Annotated in this window: 14 protein-coding genes; 6 read left to right on the top strand and 8 right to left on the bottom strand. The window is 72.1% G+C overall.

The window, feature by feature from the left end:
* Window positions 1-15: 15 nt before the first annotated feature.
* Window positions 16-966, bottom strand: a complete 951-nt coding sequence (locus ACFWZ2_RS00420) for an FAD-dependent oxidoreductase (protein ID WP_384539517.1) — start codon at window positions 964-966, stop codon at window positions 16-18.
* A 66-nt stretch (window positions 967-1,032) separates the two neighbouring features.
* On the opposite strand from ACFWZ2_RS00420, the gene ACFWZ2_RS00415 reads away from it, so the two are divergent.
* Both ACFWZ2_RS00415 and ACFWZ2_RS00410 read left to right on the top strand, forming a co-directional pair.
* Complete coding sequence (locus ACFWZ2_RS00415) at window positions 1,033-2,064, top strand: oxidoreductase (RefSeq protein ID WP_384539514.1); 1,032 nt, start codon at window positions 1,033-1,035, stop codon at window positions 2,062-2,064.
* 90 nt (window positions 2,065-2,154) lie between these two features.
* Entirely contained in the window at window positions 2,155-3,813 is a 1,659-nt protein-coding gene (locus ACFWZ2_RS00410; protein WP_384539512.1) for an ABC-F family ATP-binding cassette domain-containing protein, read from the top strand.
* 36 nt (window positions 3,814-3,849) lie between these two features.
* Here ACFWZ2_RS00410 and ACFWZ2_RS00405 read toward each other — a convergent pair whose 3' ends face one another.
* From ACFWZ2_RS00405 to ACFWZ2_RS00395, 3 genes are all read right to left on the bottom strand, one after another.
* Complete coding sequence (locus tag ACFWZ2_RS00405) at window positions 3,850-6,264, bottom strand: Tex family protein (protein ID WP_384539510.1); 2,415 nt, start codon at window positions 6,262-6,264, stop codon at window positions 3,850-3,852.
* A gap of 66 nt (window positions 6,265-6,330) precedes the next feature.
* A complete protein-coding gene (locus ACFWZ2_RS00400; RefSeq protein ID WP_384539508.1) occupies window positions 6,331-6,474 on the bottom strand; it encodes an LPFR motif small protein in 144 nt (47 codons plus the stop codon).
* A gap of 105 nt (window positions 6,475-6,579) precedes the next feature.
* Window positions 6,580-7,470, bottom strand: a complete 891-nt coding sequence (locus ACFWZ2_RS00395) for a hypothetical protein (protein ID WP_384539505.1) — start codon at window positions 7,468-7,470, stop codon at window positions 6,580-6,582.
* 112 nt (window positions 7,471-7,582) lie between these two features.
* On the opposite strand from ACFWZ2_RS00395, the gene ACFWZ2_RS00390 reads away from it, so the two are divergent.
* Both ACFWZ2_RS00390 and ACFWZ2_RS00385 read left to right on the top strand, forming a co-directional pair.
* Complete coding sequence (locus ACFWZ2_RS00390; RefSeq protein ID WP_384539502.1) at window positions 7,583-8,569, top strand: GlxA family transcriptional regulator; 987 nt, start codon at window positions 7,583-7,585, stop codon at window positions 8,567-8,569.
* A 7-nt stretch (window positions 8,570-8,576) separates the two neighbouring features.
* On the top strand, window positions 8,577-9,209 hold the full coding sequence (locus ACFWZ2_RS00385) for a DJ-1/PfpI family protein (protein WP_384539500.1): 633 nt from the start codon (window positions 8,577-8,579) through the stop codon (window positions 9,207-9,209).
* A 31-nt stretch (window positions 9,210-9,240) separates the two neighbouring features.
* Here the strand turns inward: ACFWZ2_RS00385 and ACFWZ2_RS00380 are convergent, their stop codons facing one another.
* Window positions 9,241-9,993 carry an enoyl-CoA hydratase/isomerase family protein gene (locus tag ACFWZ2_RS00380; RefSeq protein WP_384539498.1) on the bottom strand — a complete coding sequence of 251 codons (753 nt, stop codon included), beginning with the start codon at window positions 9,991-9,993 and terminating at the stop codon, window positions 9,241-9,243.
* Window positions 9,994-10,102: 109 nt separating this feature from the next.
* On the opposite strand from ACFWZ2_RS00380, the gene ACFWZ2_RS00375 reads away from it, so the two are divergent.
* Together ACFWZ2_RS00375 and ACFWZ2_RS00370 are read left to right on the top strand one after the other, a co-directional pair.
* Window positions 10,103-10,750 (top strand): HdeD family acid-resistance protein, encoded by a 648-nt coding sequence (locus ACFWZ2_RS00375; RefSeq protein WP_384539496.1) that lies wholly within the window; start codon window positions 10,103-10,105, stop codon window positions 10,748-10,750.
* Between the two features lie 129 nt (window positions 10,751-10,879).
* Window positions 10,880-11,356, top strand: a complete 477-nt coding sequence (locus ACFWZ2_RS00370) for an ATP-binding protein (RefSeq protein WP_384540342.1) — start codon at window positions 10,880-10,882, stop codon at window positions 11,354-11,356.
* On the opposite strand, the gene idi is transcribed toward ACFWZ2_RS00370, so the two are convergent.
* The 3 genes from idi to ACFWZ2_RS00355 all read right to left on the bottom strand — a co-directional run bounded on the left by idi (window position 11,357) and on the right by ACFWZ2_RS00355 (window position 14,088).
* Window positions 11,357-11,950 (bottom strand): isopentenyl-diphosphate Delta-isomerase, encoded by a 594-nt coding sequence (idi, locus tag ACFWZ2_RS00365; protein WP_384539494.1) that lies wholly within the window; start codon window positions 11,948-11,950, stop codon window positions 11,357-11,359.
* Between the two features lie 143 nt (window positions 11,951-12,093).
* Window positions 12,094-13,350 carry a GNAT family N-acetyltransferase gene (locus tag ACFWZ2_RS00360; RefSeq protein WP_384539491.1) on the bottom strand — a complete coding sequence of 419 codons (1,257 nt, stop codon included), beginning with the start codon at window positions 13,348-13,350 and terminating at the stop codon, window positions 12,094-12,096.
* Window positions 13,351-13,551: 201 nt separating this feature from the next.
* On the bottom strand, window positions 13,552-14,088 hold the full coding sequence (locus ACFWZ2_RS00355) for a hypothetical protein (RefSeq protein WP_384539488.1): 537 nt from the start codon (window positions 14,086-14,088) through the stop codon (window positions 13,552-13,554).
* Window positions 14,089-14,182 lie beyond the last annotated feature (94 nt).

The following is a 14,182-nucleotide window of genomic DNA, read 5'->3' as shown; positions in this document are numbered from 1 at the left end:
CTCCCACCCGCGGCCTCAGGAGGCGGCGGTCGCCAGGCGCGCCGCCTCCTGGGCGCACCCCCAGGCCACGGTCACCCCGGCGCCGCCGTGCCCGTAGTTGTGCACGAGGACCCCGCCGCCGGCCGTCTCGCGCTCAAGGCGCACCGCGCTCCTGCCCGGCCGCAGCCCCACCCGGTGCTCGATCACCCGCGCCCCCGCCACCTCGGGACGCACCCGCGCGCACCGCCGCACGATGTCCGCGGCCTCCACCGGATCCGGCACCGTGGACCAGTCGCCCTCCCGTGACGTCCCGCCGAGAATGAGCCCGCCGGGCTGCGGCAGCAGATACGTGACCTCGTGCGAGGTGGCGTCCACCCGCCCGTACCACGTGCTCACCCCCGGGTTCTCCACGATCACCAACTGCCCCCGCACCGGGCGCACATCGTCGTCCGGTACGAGGGTGCGGGCGCCGATCCCCGAGCAGTTGACGACGACGGGCGCCTCGGCGAACGCCTCTCCGAGACCGCCGACCGTCCGCTCCTGGACCACCCCGCCCGCGGCCACCAGACGCTCCCGCAGCCACGCCAGATGCGTCGGCATGTCGATCAGCGGCAGCCTGGCCCACAGCGCGGGCCCCGCGCACTCCTCGGGCGTCGCGGCCCGCAGCCCCGGCACCCGGGCCGCCCACGGGCCCAGCTCGTCCAGTCGCGTCTGCGCCTGTACGCCCTCGACCATGCGTACGCCGGTCCGCCCGCCGTCGTGCGCCAACTCCCGGTAGACATCGAGGGTATGCAGGGACCACGCGCCGACAAGGTCGTCGGGTTCGATCCGGTACGGCCACCACAGCCCACCCGCAACAGCCGAGGTGGTGCCCTCCGCGGGCTCCTTCGCCCACACCCGCACCCGCCGCCCGCGCTCCGCGAGCACGACGGCGGTGGTCAGACCTATGACCCCACTGCCCACCACGACCACATCGTCATCGCCCATCCCAGGAACGTAGCGGAATGTGCCATGCCGTGCTCACATCACACATCAGGTGGGGATACTCACAGCATGTCTGCCGAGTACGCGACCTTCGGTCTGGCACCGGCCATGCGAGCCGGTGGGGTTCTCGCCGACGGTGGCTATCAAGTGCACCGCGATTTCGTCGACTTCATCGTGAACGGGCGTCCCCTGCTCTTCCAGCTCTCCGACCTCGACGCGGTCTCCCCGCTGGCCTCGGACATCCCGCCCGCCATCTTCACCGCGCACGTCCGCAGGCTGCTCCTGGAAGCCCAGGCGCCGCTGCGCGACGGCCGGTACGTCATCTACGGCTGCCCCGAATGCGAGGGCCTGGAATGCGGTGCCGTCACCGCCGTCATCGAGCGGGCCCCCGACGGCGCCGACGACTTCGTCTGGCGCGACTTCGCCTGGCAGACCGCCGAACCCGCCGATCTGGCGCTCAACGGCTACCACGGCATAGGGCCGTTCCGCTTCCGCGGCGCCGAATACCGCGAAGCGCTCGGCCAGTTGCTCACCGCCGACGAGCCGCCCGCCCGCCGCCGGGTCCTGCTCATCGGCGCCCGCGTGGCGGTCCTCGCCAGGCTGGCCGCGGCCCTGCGCACCATCGGCATCGGCGCGGAGATCGCGGCGGACGCGGCGGGGGTGCCGCCGGACGAGCTGCGCACGTACGGGGCGGTCGCCTTTGGACGGGCCGTCCCCCGGGCCGACCGCGACGCCGTGCGCGCCGCGTTCGACACGGCGGGCGTCGGCGTCGCCTACGTGGACGGGCTCGCGCCGATCATCCCCCTCCTCGTGGCCCAGATAGAGCACGCCCTGGACCGCAGCCCCGCCGAGCTGCGCCGCCTCACCCGGCTCGCGGCCACCCCCGGCGCGGCATCGGTCGAGGTCACGTCGACCTGCCGGGTCAAGCTCATCGCGTACCGCCTCGACCGCCTCTACCGCACCCACACCCGCGAACTCTTCGACGCCGTCCTCGAACCCGGCGAGCACCGCCTGCCGCTCGACGCGAAGGCGACCAAGGGCGAGTCGTACGTGGTGGCCCGCACCTCCGGAAGCGTGCTCGTCGCCCCGACCTCGGCCTGACGCGAGACGACCCGGACGCCCAGGACCCCGGCGTCCCGACGGAAACCCGGCAGCTTAGGCCGGGGAGCCTCGCCTAGAATCACCTCCCTGATGACCGCAACTCTCGTCGCCAAAGACCTCGCCGCCGGCCACGGCGACCGCACCCTGTTCGCCGGCCTTGAGCTGGTCGTCGCCCCCGGCGACGTCATCGGCCTGGTGGGCGCCAACGGAGCGGGGAAATCCACCCTCCTGCGGCTGCTCGCGGGCCTGGACACCCCCGAGGGCGGGGAACTGAGGCTCTCGCCGCCCACCGCCGCCGTCGGGCACCTGCCGCAGGAGCCGGACCGCCGCCCGGGCGAGACCGTCCGCGCGTTCCTCGCCCGCCGCACCGGAGTCGCCGAGGCGCAGCGCGTCATGGACGAGGCCACCCAGGCGCTCGTCGACGGCACCCCCGGAGCCGACGACGCCTACGCCGACAGCCTGGAGCGCTGGCTCGCCCTCGGCGGCGCCGACCTGGACGAGCGGGCCGAGGAGGTCACCGACTCGCTCGGCCTCGCCGTCGGCCTCGACCAGCCGATGACCTCGCTCTCCGGAGGCCAGGCGGCCCGCGCGGGCCTCGCCTCGCTCCTCCTCTCCCGCTACGACGTGTTCCTCCTGGACGAGCCGACCAACGACCTCGACCTGGCGGGCCTGGAACGCCTGGAGAGCTTCGTCCGCGGCCTGCGCGCGGGCACCGTCGTGGTCAGCCACGACCGCGAGTTCCTCACCCGCACCGTCACCAAGGTCCTCGAACTGGACCTCGCCCAGCAGCAGATCAACCTCTACGGCGGCGGCTACGACGCCTACCTGGAGGAACGGGAGACGGCACGCAGGCACGCCCGCGACGACTACGAGGAGTACGCGGACAAGAAGGCCGCGCTCCAGGGCCGCGCCCAGATGCAGCGCTCCTGGGCGGACAAGGGCGTCAAGAACGCCCGCCGCAAGGCCGCCAAGGCCGGTGGCGGCGACAACGACAAGATCGGCCGCAACTTCCGCAGCGACGCCAGCGAGAAGCAGGCCGCCAAGGCCCGCCAGACCCAGCGCATGATCGAGCGCCTCGAAGTGGTCGAGGAGCCCCGCAAGGAGTGGGAGCTGCGCATGGAGATCGCCGCGGCACCGCGCTCCGGCTCGGTCGTCGCGTCGCTGCGTGACGCGGAGGTGCGCCGCGGCGCGTTCACGCTCGGCCCCGTCACCCTGCAGATCGACTGGGCGGACCGGGTCGCGATCACCGGCGCCAACGGCTCGGGCAAGTCGACGCTGCTCGGCGCCCTGCTCGGACGCGTCCCACTGGACGCGGGCCACGCGGCCCTCGGCTCGGGCGTCCTGGTCGGCGAGGTCGACCAGGCCCGCGCGCTCTTCCACGGCGAGGAGTCGCTGCTGGACGCGTTCTGCGCGGCCGTGCCCGACACCGAGCCCGCCGAAGTCCGCACGCTCCTCGCCAAGTTCGGCCTGAAGGCGGACCACGTCCTGCGCTCCGCCGCGACGCTCTCACCGGGCGAACGCACCCGCGCGGCCCTCGCGCTCCTCCAGGGCAGGGGCGTCAACCTCCTGGTCCTCGACGAGCCGACGAACCATCTGGACCTGCCCGCGATCGAGCAGCTGGAGTCCGCCCTGGACGCCTACGAGGGCACGCTGCTCCTGGTCACCCACGACCGCAGGATGCTCGACGCGGTGCGGGTGACGCGGCGCCTGGAGGTGGCGGAGGGCAAGGTGACGGAGCTGTCACTGTGAGGTGACCGCGCCCCGCCCCCTGCCCCCACCCTCTGCTCAGCGCCGCTTCGGGTCGACCAGACCGGCCCTGCGCAGCGCCTCGGCCATCGCGTCGTTGGCCGGCGGCGGCGCCTGGCGCTGCGGCTTCTGCCCGCGCTGGCCGCCGCTCCGCTGACCGCCACCACGCTGGCCACCGCGCTGCCCCTGGCCGCCCTGCCGCTGCTGCGGCGGACGCCCGCCGCCCCGCTTGCCCGGGGCGTCACCCGCGGGCGCCGCCTCGTCGTCCAGGCGCAGCGTCAGCGAGATCCGCTTGCGCGGGATGTCGACGTCCATCACCTTGACCTTGACGATGTCGCCGGGCTTCACGACGTCCCGCGGGTCCTTGACGAACGTCTTGGACATCGCGGAGACATGCACGAGCCCGTCCTGGTGCACGCCCACGTCCACGAAGGCACCGAAGGCGGCCACATTGGTGACGACGCCTTCCAGGACCATCCCGGACGCCAGGTCGGAGATCTTCTCCACGCCGTCCTTGAAGGTCGCCGTCTTGAAGGCGGGACGCGGGTCGCGCCCCGGCTTCTCCAGCTCCTTGAGGATGTCCGTGACCGTGGGCAGTCCGAAGACCTCGTCCACGAACTCGTCGGCCTTCAGCGAGCGCAGCGCCCCCGTGTTGCCGATCAGCGAGGAGACGTCGGCGCCCGACGACTGCACCATCTTGCGCACCACGGGATACGCCTCCGGGTGCACGCTGGAGGCGTCCAGCGGGTCGTCGCCGCCGCGGATGCGCAGGAAGCCCGCGCACTGCTCGTACGCCTTCGGGCCGAGCCGCGCCACGTCCTTGAGGCCCTTGCGGTTCTTGAACGGGCCGTTCGCGTCGCGGTGCGCCACGATGTTCTCGGCGAGGCCCGCGCCGATGCCGGAGACCCGGGCGAGCAGCGGGGCCGAGGCCGTGTTCACGTCCACGCCGACGCCGTTCACACAGTCCTCGACGACCGCGTCGAGCGAGCGCGACAGCTTCACCTCGGAGAGGTCGTGCTGGTACTGGCCGACGCCGATCGACTTCGGGTCGATCTTCACCAGCTCGGCCAGCGGGTCCTGGAGGCGGCGCGCGATGGAGACCGCGCCGCGCAGCGACACGTCCATGTCGGGCAGCTCCTGCGAGGCGAAGGCGGAGGCCGAGTACACGGAGGCGCCCGCCTCGGAGACCATCACCTTCGTGAGGTTCAACTCCGGGTGCTTGGTGATGAGTTCACCCGCGAGCTTGTCCGTCTCGCGCGAGGCCGTGCCGTTGCCGATCGCGATCAGGTCGACCGCGTGCTCCTTGGCGAGCTTCGCGAGGGTGGCCAGGGACTGGTCCCACTTGTTCGCCGGGACGTGCGGGTTGATGACGTCCGTCGCGACGACCTTGCCGGTCGCGTCCACGACGGCGACCTTCACGCCCGTACGGAAACCGGGGTCGAGGCCCAGCGTCGCGCGCGTGCCCGCGGGCGCCGCGAGCAGCAGGTCGCGCAGGTTCGACGCGAAGACGCGCACGGCCTCGTCCTCGGCGGCCGTCCGAAGGCGCAGCCGCAGATCGATGCCGAGGTGCACGAGGATGCGGGTCCGCCAGGACCAGCGCACCGTGTCCTGGAGCCACTTGTCGGCGGGGCGGCCGCGATCGGCGACACCGAAGCGGTGGGCGACGATCCCCTCGTACGAAGAAGGGACCCCGGGCTCGGCGGGCGTCTCCTCGGGCTCCAGGACGAGGTCGAGGACCTCCTCCTTCTCGCCGCGCAGCATCGCGAGGATGCGGTGCGAGGGGAGCTCCTTGAAGGGCTCGGCGAAGTCGAAGTAGTCGGCGAACTTGGCGCCCGCCTCCTCCTTGCCGTCGCGGACCTTGGCGGCAAGACGGCCGCGCACCCACATCCGCTCGCGCAGCTCGCCGATCAGGTCGGCGTCCTCGGAGAACCGCTCGGCGAGGATCGCGCGGGCCCCGTCGAGGGCGGCCTGCGGGTCCGCGACGCCCTTGTCGGCGTCCACGAACGCGGCGGCGGCCGCCTGCGGCTCCACCGACGGGTCGCCGAGCAGCCCGTCGGCCAGCGGCTCCAGGCCCGCCTCACGGGCGATCTGCGCCTTGGTGCGCCGCTTCGGCTTGAACGGCAGATAGATGTCTTCAAGGCGCGCCTTGGTGTCCGCCTCGCGGATCCGCGCCTCCAGCTCGTCGGTGAGCTTGCCCTGCTCACGGACCGATTCGAGGATCGCGGCGCGCCGCTCCTCCAGCTCGCGCAGATACCGCAGCCGCTCCTCGAGCGTGCGCAGCTGCGCGTCGTCGAGCATCTCGGTCGCTTCCTTGCGGTAGCGCGCGATGAAGGGCACCGTCGAGCCGCCGTCGAGCAGGTCGACGGCGGCCTTCACCTGCCGCTCCCGTACGCCGAGTTCCTCGGCGATCCTGCCTTCGATGGACGCTGGAGTGGACGTCGTCAAAGCTGCCACGTTCCGGTACCGCCTTCTCACTGAGGTTGCCGGGCAATTGTGGCAGGTGGCGCCGACAACGCATGATCAGACCCGGCGCGCCCGTCCGCCGCGCCCCGTGGAACGGGAGGCTCCGCCGAACAGCCGGGCCACCGCCCGGAACGGCAGGGTGACGACCGTCGCGATGGCGGCGGCGATCTGGCGCAGAACGTCCGCGATGGCACGGAACATACGAATTCCCCTTTCGTCGCCCGGTCCGGCCAGGGGCGGCGGGGCCGGGAGACGAACGGGTACCTCGGAGCGCGACGGCCATGCCGTGCGGGCGCGCCGGTGCGCTCAGGCCTTGCCGAACAGGTCCGCCGGGTACGCCCCGGCCTGCAGCGCTGCCCCGGTGAACACCGTGCCGAGCTCGGTGAGGCGCTCGACGCCCGCCGCGCCCAGGTGCTCGTACGGCGCCCGGTCGAGGCGGTCCGTCTCGGCCTCGATGTCCCGGCGCAGCGCCACGCCGTCCTCCGTCAACTCGCCCTCGCCGTCGATGAGTCCGCGCCCGCGCAGCCGGTCGGTGGCGGCGTCCCACTCCTGCTGGTTCCAGCCGCGCGTCGCGAAGTTCCACTTGGGCCGCAGGCCCTTGCCGGTCGCGGTGTGGCTCACCAGCGCCTCGATGCCGTCGAGTTCGGCGCCGAGCAGCACGGTCAGATGCCCGTCGCCGCGGTGCTCGCGCAGCAGCGTCGCCGCGTGCCAGTACGCCAGGTGCGGCGCGTCGGGCACCGGCAGATCGGCGTGGGCCGAGTACAGCGGGCGCGCGGAGCGGGAGCAGGCCTCCGTGGCGCGCAGCGCGAGTTCGGCGGCCTCGGCCATCTCGGGCGAGGCGATGAGCTCTTCGCCCAGGAGTCGGCGCAGTGTCGTGTCGACGGCGCGCAGACGTGCCGCGAGGACGTCCTCCGGAGAGGCCGTCTGCCACACCGCGGGCACGTGCTCGGCGACGAGGGCGTGCTTGTAGTTGTAGAACGTGGCGGTCACGACCCCGGCGCCGACGGCGCCCAGCGCCGCCGCGCGCACGGCGAAGTTGACCGCACTGGGGTGGGATATCCCGAGCTTGGCCATCTCCTGCGTCACGTCCGGCGAGAAGTAGTGCGTGGAGTGCAGCGAGTTGAGCACGTTGTGACAGCGGCGTCCCGCGCGCGGGGGCAGCGCGGCGTCCGTGGGCGAGGTCGGCGTAGTGGTCATGGGAGCACGCTACCTACTGACTGGTATGCCGGTCAGGGGGTCACCGCCGATGGCAGGAAAGGTGGGCAACTCGTCATTGCGGCCATCGTGGCCCCCGTCAAGAATCGTGGGCATGGAGCAGCGAACCGTCCTGGTCGTCCTCTTCGAAGGAATCCAGAGCCTTGATGTCAGCGGCCCCGTGGAGGTGTTCGCGGGCGCGGGTCACGCCCTGGGCGACCCCGGCCGCGGCTACCGCATCCACACCGCCTCGGTGGACGGCGGTCCGGTACGCACATCGGGCGGGCTCACCCTGCTCCCGGACTCCGCGCTCGCGGACGCCCCCGCCCCGCACACGCTGCTCGTGCCGGGCGGCTCGGGCACCCGCCCGCCGGACCCGGGCCTCATCGACTGGCTGCGCGAGCACGGCCCGCGCGCGGAGCGCCTCGTCTCGGTGTGCACGGGGGCCGTCCGGCTCGCCGAGGCGGGCCTCCTGGAGGGGCGCAGGGTGACCACGCACTGGGCGTACTGCGACCGGCTCGCCAGGGACTACCCGGGCATCGAGGTCGACCCGGACCCCATCTACGTACGCGACGGCCATGTGGCGACGTCCGCCGGGGTCACCGCGGGCATCGACCTCGCCCTCGCCCTGGTCGAGGAGGACCACGGCCGTGAGGTGGCGCTCACCATCGCCCGCTACCTCGTCGTCTTCCTGCGCCGCCCGGGAAACCAGGCGCAGTTCAGCGCCCAGCTCGCCGCGCAGACCGCCCGGCGCGAGCCGCTGCGGGAGGTCCAGCAGTGGATCGTCGAGCACCCGGCCGAGAACCTCTCGGTCGATTCGCTCGCCGACCGCGCCCGCCTCTCGCCCCGCCACTTCGCCCGGGCGTTCCACGCGGAGACCGGCATGACGCCCGGCAAGTACGTCGAACGGGTCCGGGTCGAACACGCGCGCAGACTCCTCGAAGACACCTCGGACGGGGTGGAGGAGGTCTCGCGCGCCTGCGGATACGGCACTCCGGAGGCGATGCGCCGCTCCTTCGTCAAGACGCTCGGCGCCTCGCCCGCCGAGTACCGGCGCCGCTTCCACCGCACACCGAACGTCACACTCACCACTCACCGATAGGGACACCATGCAGATAGCCATCGCCCTGTACGAGCGCTTCACCGCTCTGGATGCCATCGGTCCGTACCAGACGCTCAGCGGCCTGCCCGGCGCGGAGACCGTCTTCGTCGCCGAGCAGGCGGGCCCGGTGCGCGACGACAGCGGCAGCCTCGCGCTCGTCGCCGACAAGACCTTCGCGCAGGTGCAGCGCCCCGACATCGTGGTCGTGCCCGGCGGCCCCGGGCAGAGCGACCAGATGGAGAACGAGGCCCTCCTCGGCTGGCTGCGCACCGTCGACGCCACCACGACCTGGACGACGTCGGTGTGCACGGGTTCCCTCGCACTGGCCGCCGCGGGTCTCCTCAAGGGCCGCCGCGCCACCTCGCACTGGCTGGCCCTGACCGAACTGGACCGGCTCGGCGTCGAGTCGACGGGGGAGCGGGTCGTCTTCGACGGCAAGTACGTCACGGGCGCCGGTGTCTCCGCGGGCATCGACATGGGGCTCACCCTCGCCGGCAAGATCGCGGGCGACGAGCACGCGCAGACCGTACAGCTCCTGACCGAGTACGACCCCCAGCCGCCGTACGACGCCGGGTCCCCGGAGAAGGCGCCCGCGCACATCGTGGCGAAGTTCCGCGAAGGGAGCCGCTTCGACCAGTAGGGGCTGAGCGGGCGGCCGGGCCAGCAGGGGCTCAGTCGAAGCCCGGGCTCCAGGTGAAGCGCGGCTGCCTGCGCTCCAGGAAGGCGGCGACACCCTCGGCGGTGTCGTCGCTGCCGCGCGCCTGCTCCGCCCAGTACGCGTCCCGGTCCGTGCGGCCCGCCGCGAACTCCTTCGCCGCCACCTGCGTCAGCTGGGAGCGCGCGGCGAGCACCCGGGTGAACTCCGCGACCCGCTTGTCGAGTTCGCCCGCGGGCAGCACCTCGTCCACCAGGCCGGTGCGCAGCGCCCGCGCCGCATCGATCAACTCGCCCGAGAAGAGCAGGTACTTGGCGGTGGCGGGCCCCACGAGCGACACCAGGCGCCGGGTGGACGACGCCGCGTAGACGATGCCGAGCTTGGCGGGGGTGATGCCGAAGGAGGCGTCCTCGTCCGCGAACCGCAGATCGCACGCCCCGGCCAGCTGGCAGCCGCCGCCCACGCAGTAGCCGCGGACCACGGCGAGCGTCGGCTTGGGGAAGGCCGCCACCGCCTCCTCGGCCCGCACCGCGAGGTCCTGCGCCGACCGGGCCGACTCCCGCAGCGAGGAGATGTCGGCGCCCGCACAGAAGGTGTCGCCCGCCCCGGTGAGCACGACGGCGCGTACGGCCGGGTCGGTCGCGAGCCCCGCGAACAGCGGCGGCACCTGCTCCCACATGCGCGCGGTCATGGCGTTGCGCTTGGCTGGATGATCGATGACGACGGTGGCGACGCCGTCCGTGACGGTGTGCCTCAGCTGCGGCTCCATGCGCCGGATGCTATCCGCACCCCTCGAACGTAAGATCAAGTAGGGGGCGGCCCGCAAGGCCCGCACGGCCCGCGGCTCGAAGGCTCTGCCGAGCGAGACGGAGACGCTGATGGCCAGAACCAAGGACACCGGTGCCACCCGGCCGGAGAACGGCGACGCCGCGGCCCAGGGCGCCAAGCTCAGCCGCAGCTTCGGCTGGCTCGCGCTGCTCGGTGCGATCCTGGCGGTGGCCGGACTCATCGGCCTCGTCTACGCCGGCCTCGCCACGCTGACCTCGATGCTCCTGTTCGGCTGGCTGCTGCTCGTCGGCGGCTTCGTCGGGCTGCTGCACGCCGTTCAGTCGCGCGGCAGCAACTTCTTCTGGCTGGGCGTCGTGGTCGCCGCGCTGAACCTCGCGGCGGGCGTCGTGATCATCCGCAGGCCCGATGTGGCGGCGGAGGCGCTGACCATGTTCGCGGCCCTGCTCTTCCTCACCGGCGGGGTGTTCCGCCTGGTCGGCAGCCTGGTGGTGCGCGGCCCGCAGTTCGGCTGGACCCTGGTCCAGGGCGCCTTCGGCCTGCTGCTCGGCATCCTCGTGCTCGGCGGCTGGCCCAGCAACAGCCAGTACGTGATCGGCTGCTTCTTCTCCCTGGCGCTGCTCTTCGACGGCCTCGGCCTGATCGCCACGGGGGTCGGCGGCCGCCGCATCGTCAGCCTCGTACAACCTGATGAAACCTTGAAGACAGAACAAGAAGGGCAGGACCAGTCGCACAACTGACGCTGTCATACGCCGCCGATCAAATCCCGTCGATAGTCGCTGACTTCTGGTCAGTAGCGCGGCCTGGACCTGAGCATTCCCAACACTCGATGTGTGGTGACAATCGAGCGCAAGGGCGGCGACCGGACGATGGAGAACGACGGGAGGGGGTCCGGCCCACTTCCCACGGGTGACGGAACAGTGCCGTACGAGGGCGTATGGCGCTTCACCGCCCCCGCCGTCGACGCCTCCGTGCCCCAGGCGCGGCACGCGGTGCGTGATCTGCTCGCCCGGCAGGGCGTACCGGCACCGGACGACACCGTGCAGGGCCTGCTGCTCATCGTCTCCGAGCTGGTCACCAACGCGGTGCGGCATGCCGCCCTGCTCTCCCCGATGCTCGCCGTGGAGGTCGCGGTGGGCGCCGAATGGGTGCGGGTCTCCGTCGAGGACAACCATCCGTACCGCCCCACGGCCCTGGTGGCGGACCACGGTCAGACGGGCGGGCGCGGACTGCTCCTGGTCCGCGAGATCACCGCGGAGGCCGGCGGCGCCTGCGACGTCGAGCACACCGCGAGCGGGGGCAAGGTCATCTGGGCGGCCCTGCCCCTCAAGCCCGACGGAGAGTAGCTACCAGCCCGCGGAGGGGCCGGTCAGCTCCTTGATCGCGGGGCGTGCCGCGTCGAGCACGGTCATGAACCACGCGGAGAACGGCCCCTGTTCGTGCCGCACCGCGAGCTCGTCGGCCGTCACGAACGCGGTCGCCCCGACCTCGGAGGGGTCGGGGCGCAGCGGCGACTGGACCATGCCGACGAAGAGGTGGTTGAACTCCTGCTCCACCAGGCCCGAGTCAGGGTCCGGGTGGTTGTAGCGCACCGTGCCCGCCTCGGCGAGCAGCGACGGCGAGACACCCAGCTCCTCGTACGTACGCCGGGCGGCCGCCGCGAACGGTGCCTCGCCGGGGTAGGGGTGCCCGCAGCAGGTGTTCGACCAGACGCCGGGGGAGTGGTACTTGCCCAGGGCGCGCTGCTGCAGGAGCAGCCGCCCCTGCTCGTCGAAGAGGAAAACGGAGAACGCCCGGTGCAGCTGCCCGGGCGCCTGATGCGCGGAGAGTTTCTCCGCTGTGCCGATCGTCCTGCCGTCCTCGTCGACGAGTTCGAGCAAGATCGCTTCTCCGGTGCCGTTCGACGAGCTGTTCGCCGCGGTGGCAGGTGTGATCGGCATACCCATCCTTCGCTTCGGTCTTCGAACCTCAAGTCTGCCGTACGTTTCGGACACTCCCGGCACCCCCGGGGCCCGCATGTCCGCCGTGCGAGGGGCACGGCGGACATGCGGAGGGCGTCCTGGACGCGAACGCCCGGGGTGTGTCAGACGCCGAAAGCGGCCGGATACTTGATCGTGCCCTGCGGTACGCACGAAGAATCGTCCGAACCGTTCAGGACGAGCACCATCATGGCCTCGTCGGGCACCTCGAACCCTGGCCGGATTCCATACCGGGAAGCGGGCTTGAAACCGAACCTCGGGTAGTACGCGGGATGCCCGAGCACGAGGACGAGACGCTCCCCACGCGCGCGTGCCGCTTCGATGACCGCGCGGACGACGGCCGAACCGGCCCCGGTCCGCTGGTACTTCGGCAGCACGGCGACCGGGGCGAGGGCCAGCGCGGGCGCCCCGTCCACCCGGCAGCGGGTGATCAGGGCGTGTGCCGCGACCTCGCCGTCCGGCGCCTGCGCGACGTACGAAAGACCCGGCAGCCAGGCGTCGGCGTCGGTGCGCAGCGCGTCGACCAGGTCGGCCTCGCCCGCGGTCTCGAAGGCCGCGGTGTGCACGGCGTGCACGGCGGCGACGTCCGACACGGTCTCGGGCCGGCACGGCCAGGAGGCCACCGGACGCAGGACGTAGCCGGTGTAGCCGTATTCGGTGCCGTGCTCGCGGCGCACGGCGATCTCCTCGCGCGTGGCGGCGAGCGCCTCGGGCGTGCCGGGTGCGTCCGGCTCCGCCGCATCCGCGCGGGCCCCCAGCGGCCCGTAGTACTCGTCCCAGTCGGACTCGGGCTGCGCATGCACGCCGAGCACGGAGTATCCGGCGCCGGTGGCGGCCCGGAGGTTCTCCTCGCCCGTGCGCAGCGCGTAGTGCCGGTCCCAGAACGCGCGTACCGCCGCGGACGGCTCGGCAGTCGTCCACTCGCACTCGGTGAGCACGAGCGCCCCACCGGGAGCGAGCAGTCGGCGCCAGGTGCGCAGGGCGGTGTCGAAGCCGATGCTGTAGGCCGAGGACTCGGCCCAGATCAGGTCGAACGAACCATCCGAAAAGGGGAGTTCGGCCATGTCGGCGTTGACGGTGGTGATCGATCCGGCGAGCCCGCGGTCGTGCGCGGACGCCCGGAGCTCGTCGAGGAACGGCTGGTGCAGATCGACGGCGGTCACCTCGGCGCCGGCCTCGGCGGCGAGGAGGAGCGCGGCCCTGCCGGGGCCGCAGCCCAGGTCGAGGACGCGCGGACGCTCCGGCAGGGTCCCCGCGAGGGAGAGCAGCCGCCGGGTGGTGGCGTCGGAGCCGGGGCCCTGCCGCGGCAGACCGTGGTGCAGGGCGAAGAAGGCGTCAGTGATGGAAGCGTTGTCGGTCAACGTGGAAATCCTTGAGTGAAGGACCCGCGGACCTGACGTACGAGTGGCGTACGGAGGTCAGACGCGCGCCCGGAAGGTGGGGATGCACGTGTCGCCGCGCAGAGCAGCGCTCGTCACGACAGTCATCAACCCACCTCCTCAGGAACTCAAGAACGCAAAAACTCTGCCCACCATAACACCGTCTGTTACGGCGATGCCCGGCTAGCCGTCGGCGAAGCTGTTCTCTACCACGACCTGCTGCACCCCGTTCTCATCGTTCTGCAGGCGCTTGACCTGCATCAGGACCGTGTTGTCCTCGGTCGTCCTGAAGCAGTAGGACTGCCCGATCTCGATGATCGCCGACGTCATCTCGTTGCTGGAGACGCGCTTGCGGCACTCCTCGACCGTCGGTTTCCCGCGCTCGGTGATGACCGCCATCGTCGCGCCGTTCAGCACCGCGAGCGTGTTCCGGTCGCTGCCGACGACCTGCACGTCCGAGCCGGAGGCCCGCGGGTCGGCGTGCGCCCACGGGCTGTCCAGGTCGTAGGGCTGTGCGGGCACGTTGAGGAAGAACTCGTTGCCGGACTTCCACGGCTGGGCCGGCTTCGGCCTCGACACGGGCGGAGTGCTCTGTGACGAGGCGGTCGTCTTCTCGTCGTCCTCCGCGGAGAGCTTGACCCCGATGACGGCCGCTGCGACCGCTCCGAGGGCTCCGATGACGGCGGTGGTGATCTGCCAGATCGGCCGCTGTCGCACCACGGAATCAGGATCGTGGCCGGGCCGCGGTGGGCCCGGCGGTACAGGAGGCTGTGGATGTGACACTGCTTTCCCCCGGAGCAAGTGCGTTTGTGAA

It is taken from the genome of Streptomyces sp. NPDC059002, from assembly GCF_042740435.1.
Taxonomy (GTDB): Bacteria; Actinomycetota; Actinomycetes; order Streptomycetales; family Streptomycetaceae; genus Streptomyces.
The sequence above is the reverse complement of the archived record's forward strand: the minus strand, read 5'-3'. Positions and strand labels throughout refer to the sequence as shown.

Excerpts from the sequence above, each read along its gene's own strand:
- ACFWZ2_RS00410 (WP_384539512.1), top strand. The coding sequence starts at position 2,155 with ATGACCGCAACTCTCGTCGCCAAAGACCTCGCCGCCGGCCACGGCGAC.
- ACFWZ2_RS00380 (WP_384539498.1), bottom strand. The coding sequence starts at position 9,993 with ATGGAGCCGCAGCTGAGGCACACCGTCACGGACGGCGTCGCCACCGTC.
- idi (WP_384539494.1), bottom strand. The coding sequence starts at position 11,950 with ATGCCGATCACACCTGCCACCGCGGCGAACAGCTCGTCGAACGGCACC.
- ACFWZ2_RS00375 (WP_384539496.1), top strand. The coding sequence starts at position 10,103 with ATGGCCAGAACCAAGGACACCGGTGCCACCCGGCCGGAGAACGGCGAC.
- ACFWZ2_RS00370 (WP_384540342.1), top strand. The coding sequence starts at position 10,880 with ATGGAGAACGACGGGAGGGGGTCCGGCCCACTTCCCACGGGTGACGGA.
- ACFWZ2_RS00390 (WP_384539502.1), top strand. The coding sequence starts at position 7,583 with ATGGAGCAGCGAACCGTCCTGGTCGTCCTCTTCGAAGGAATCCAGAGC.
- ACFWZ2_RS00385 (WP_384539500.1), top strand. The coding sequence starts at position 8,577 with ATGCAGATAGCCATCGCCCTGTACGAGCGCTTCACCGCTCTGGATGCC.
- ACFWZ2_RS00395 (WP_384539505.1), bottom strand. The coding sequence starts at position 7,470 with ATGACCACTACGCCGACCTCGCCCACGGACGCCGCGCTGCCCCCGCGC.
- ACFWZ2_RS00415 (WP_384539514.1), top strand. The coding sequence starts at position 1,033 with ATGTCTGCCGAGTACGCGACCTTCGGTCTGGCACCGGCCATGCGAGCC.
- ACFWZ2_RS00400 (WP_384539508.1), bottom strand. The coding sequence starts at position 6,474 with ATGTTCCGTGCCATCGCGGACGTTCTGCGCCAGATCGCCGCCGCCATC.
- ACFWZ2_RS00420 (WP_384539517.1), bottom strand. The coding sequence starts at position 966 with ATGGGCGATGACGATGTGGTCGTGGTGGGCAGTGGGGTCATAGGTCTG.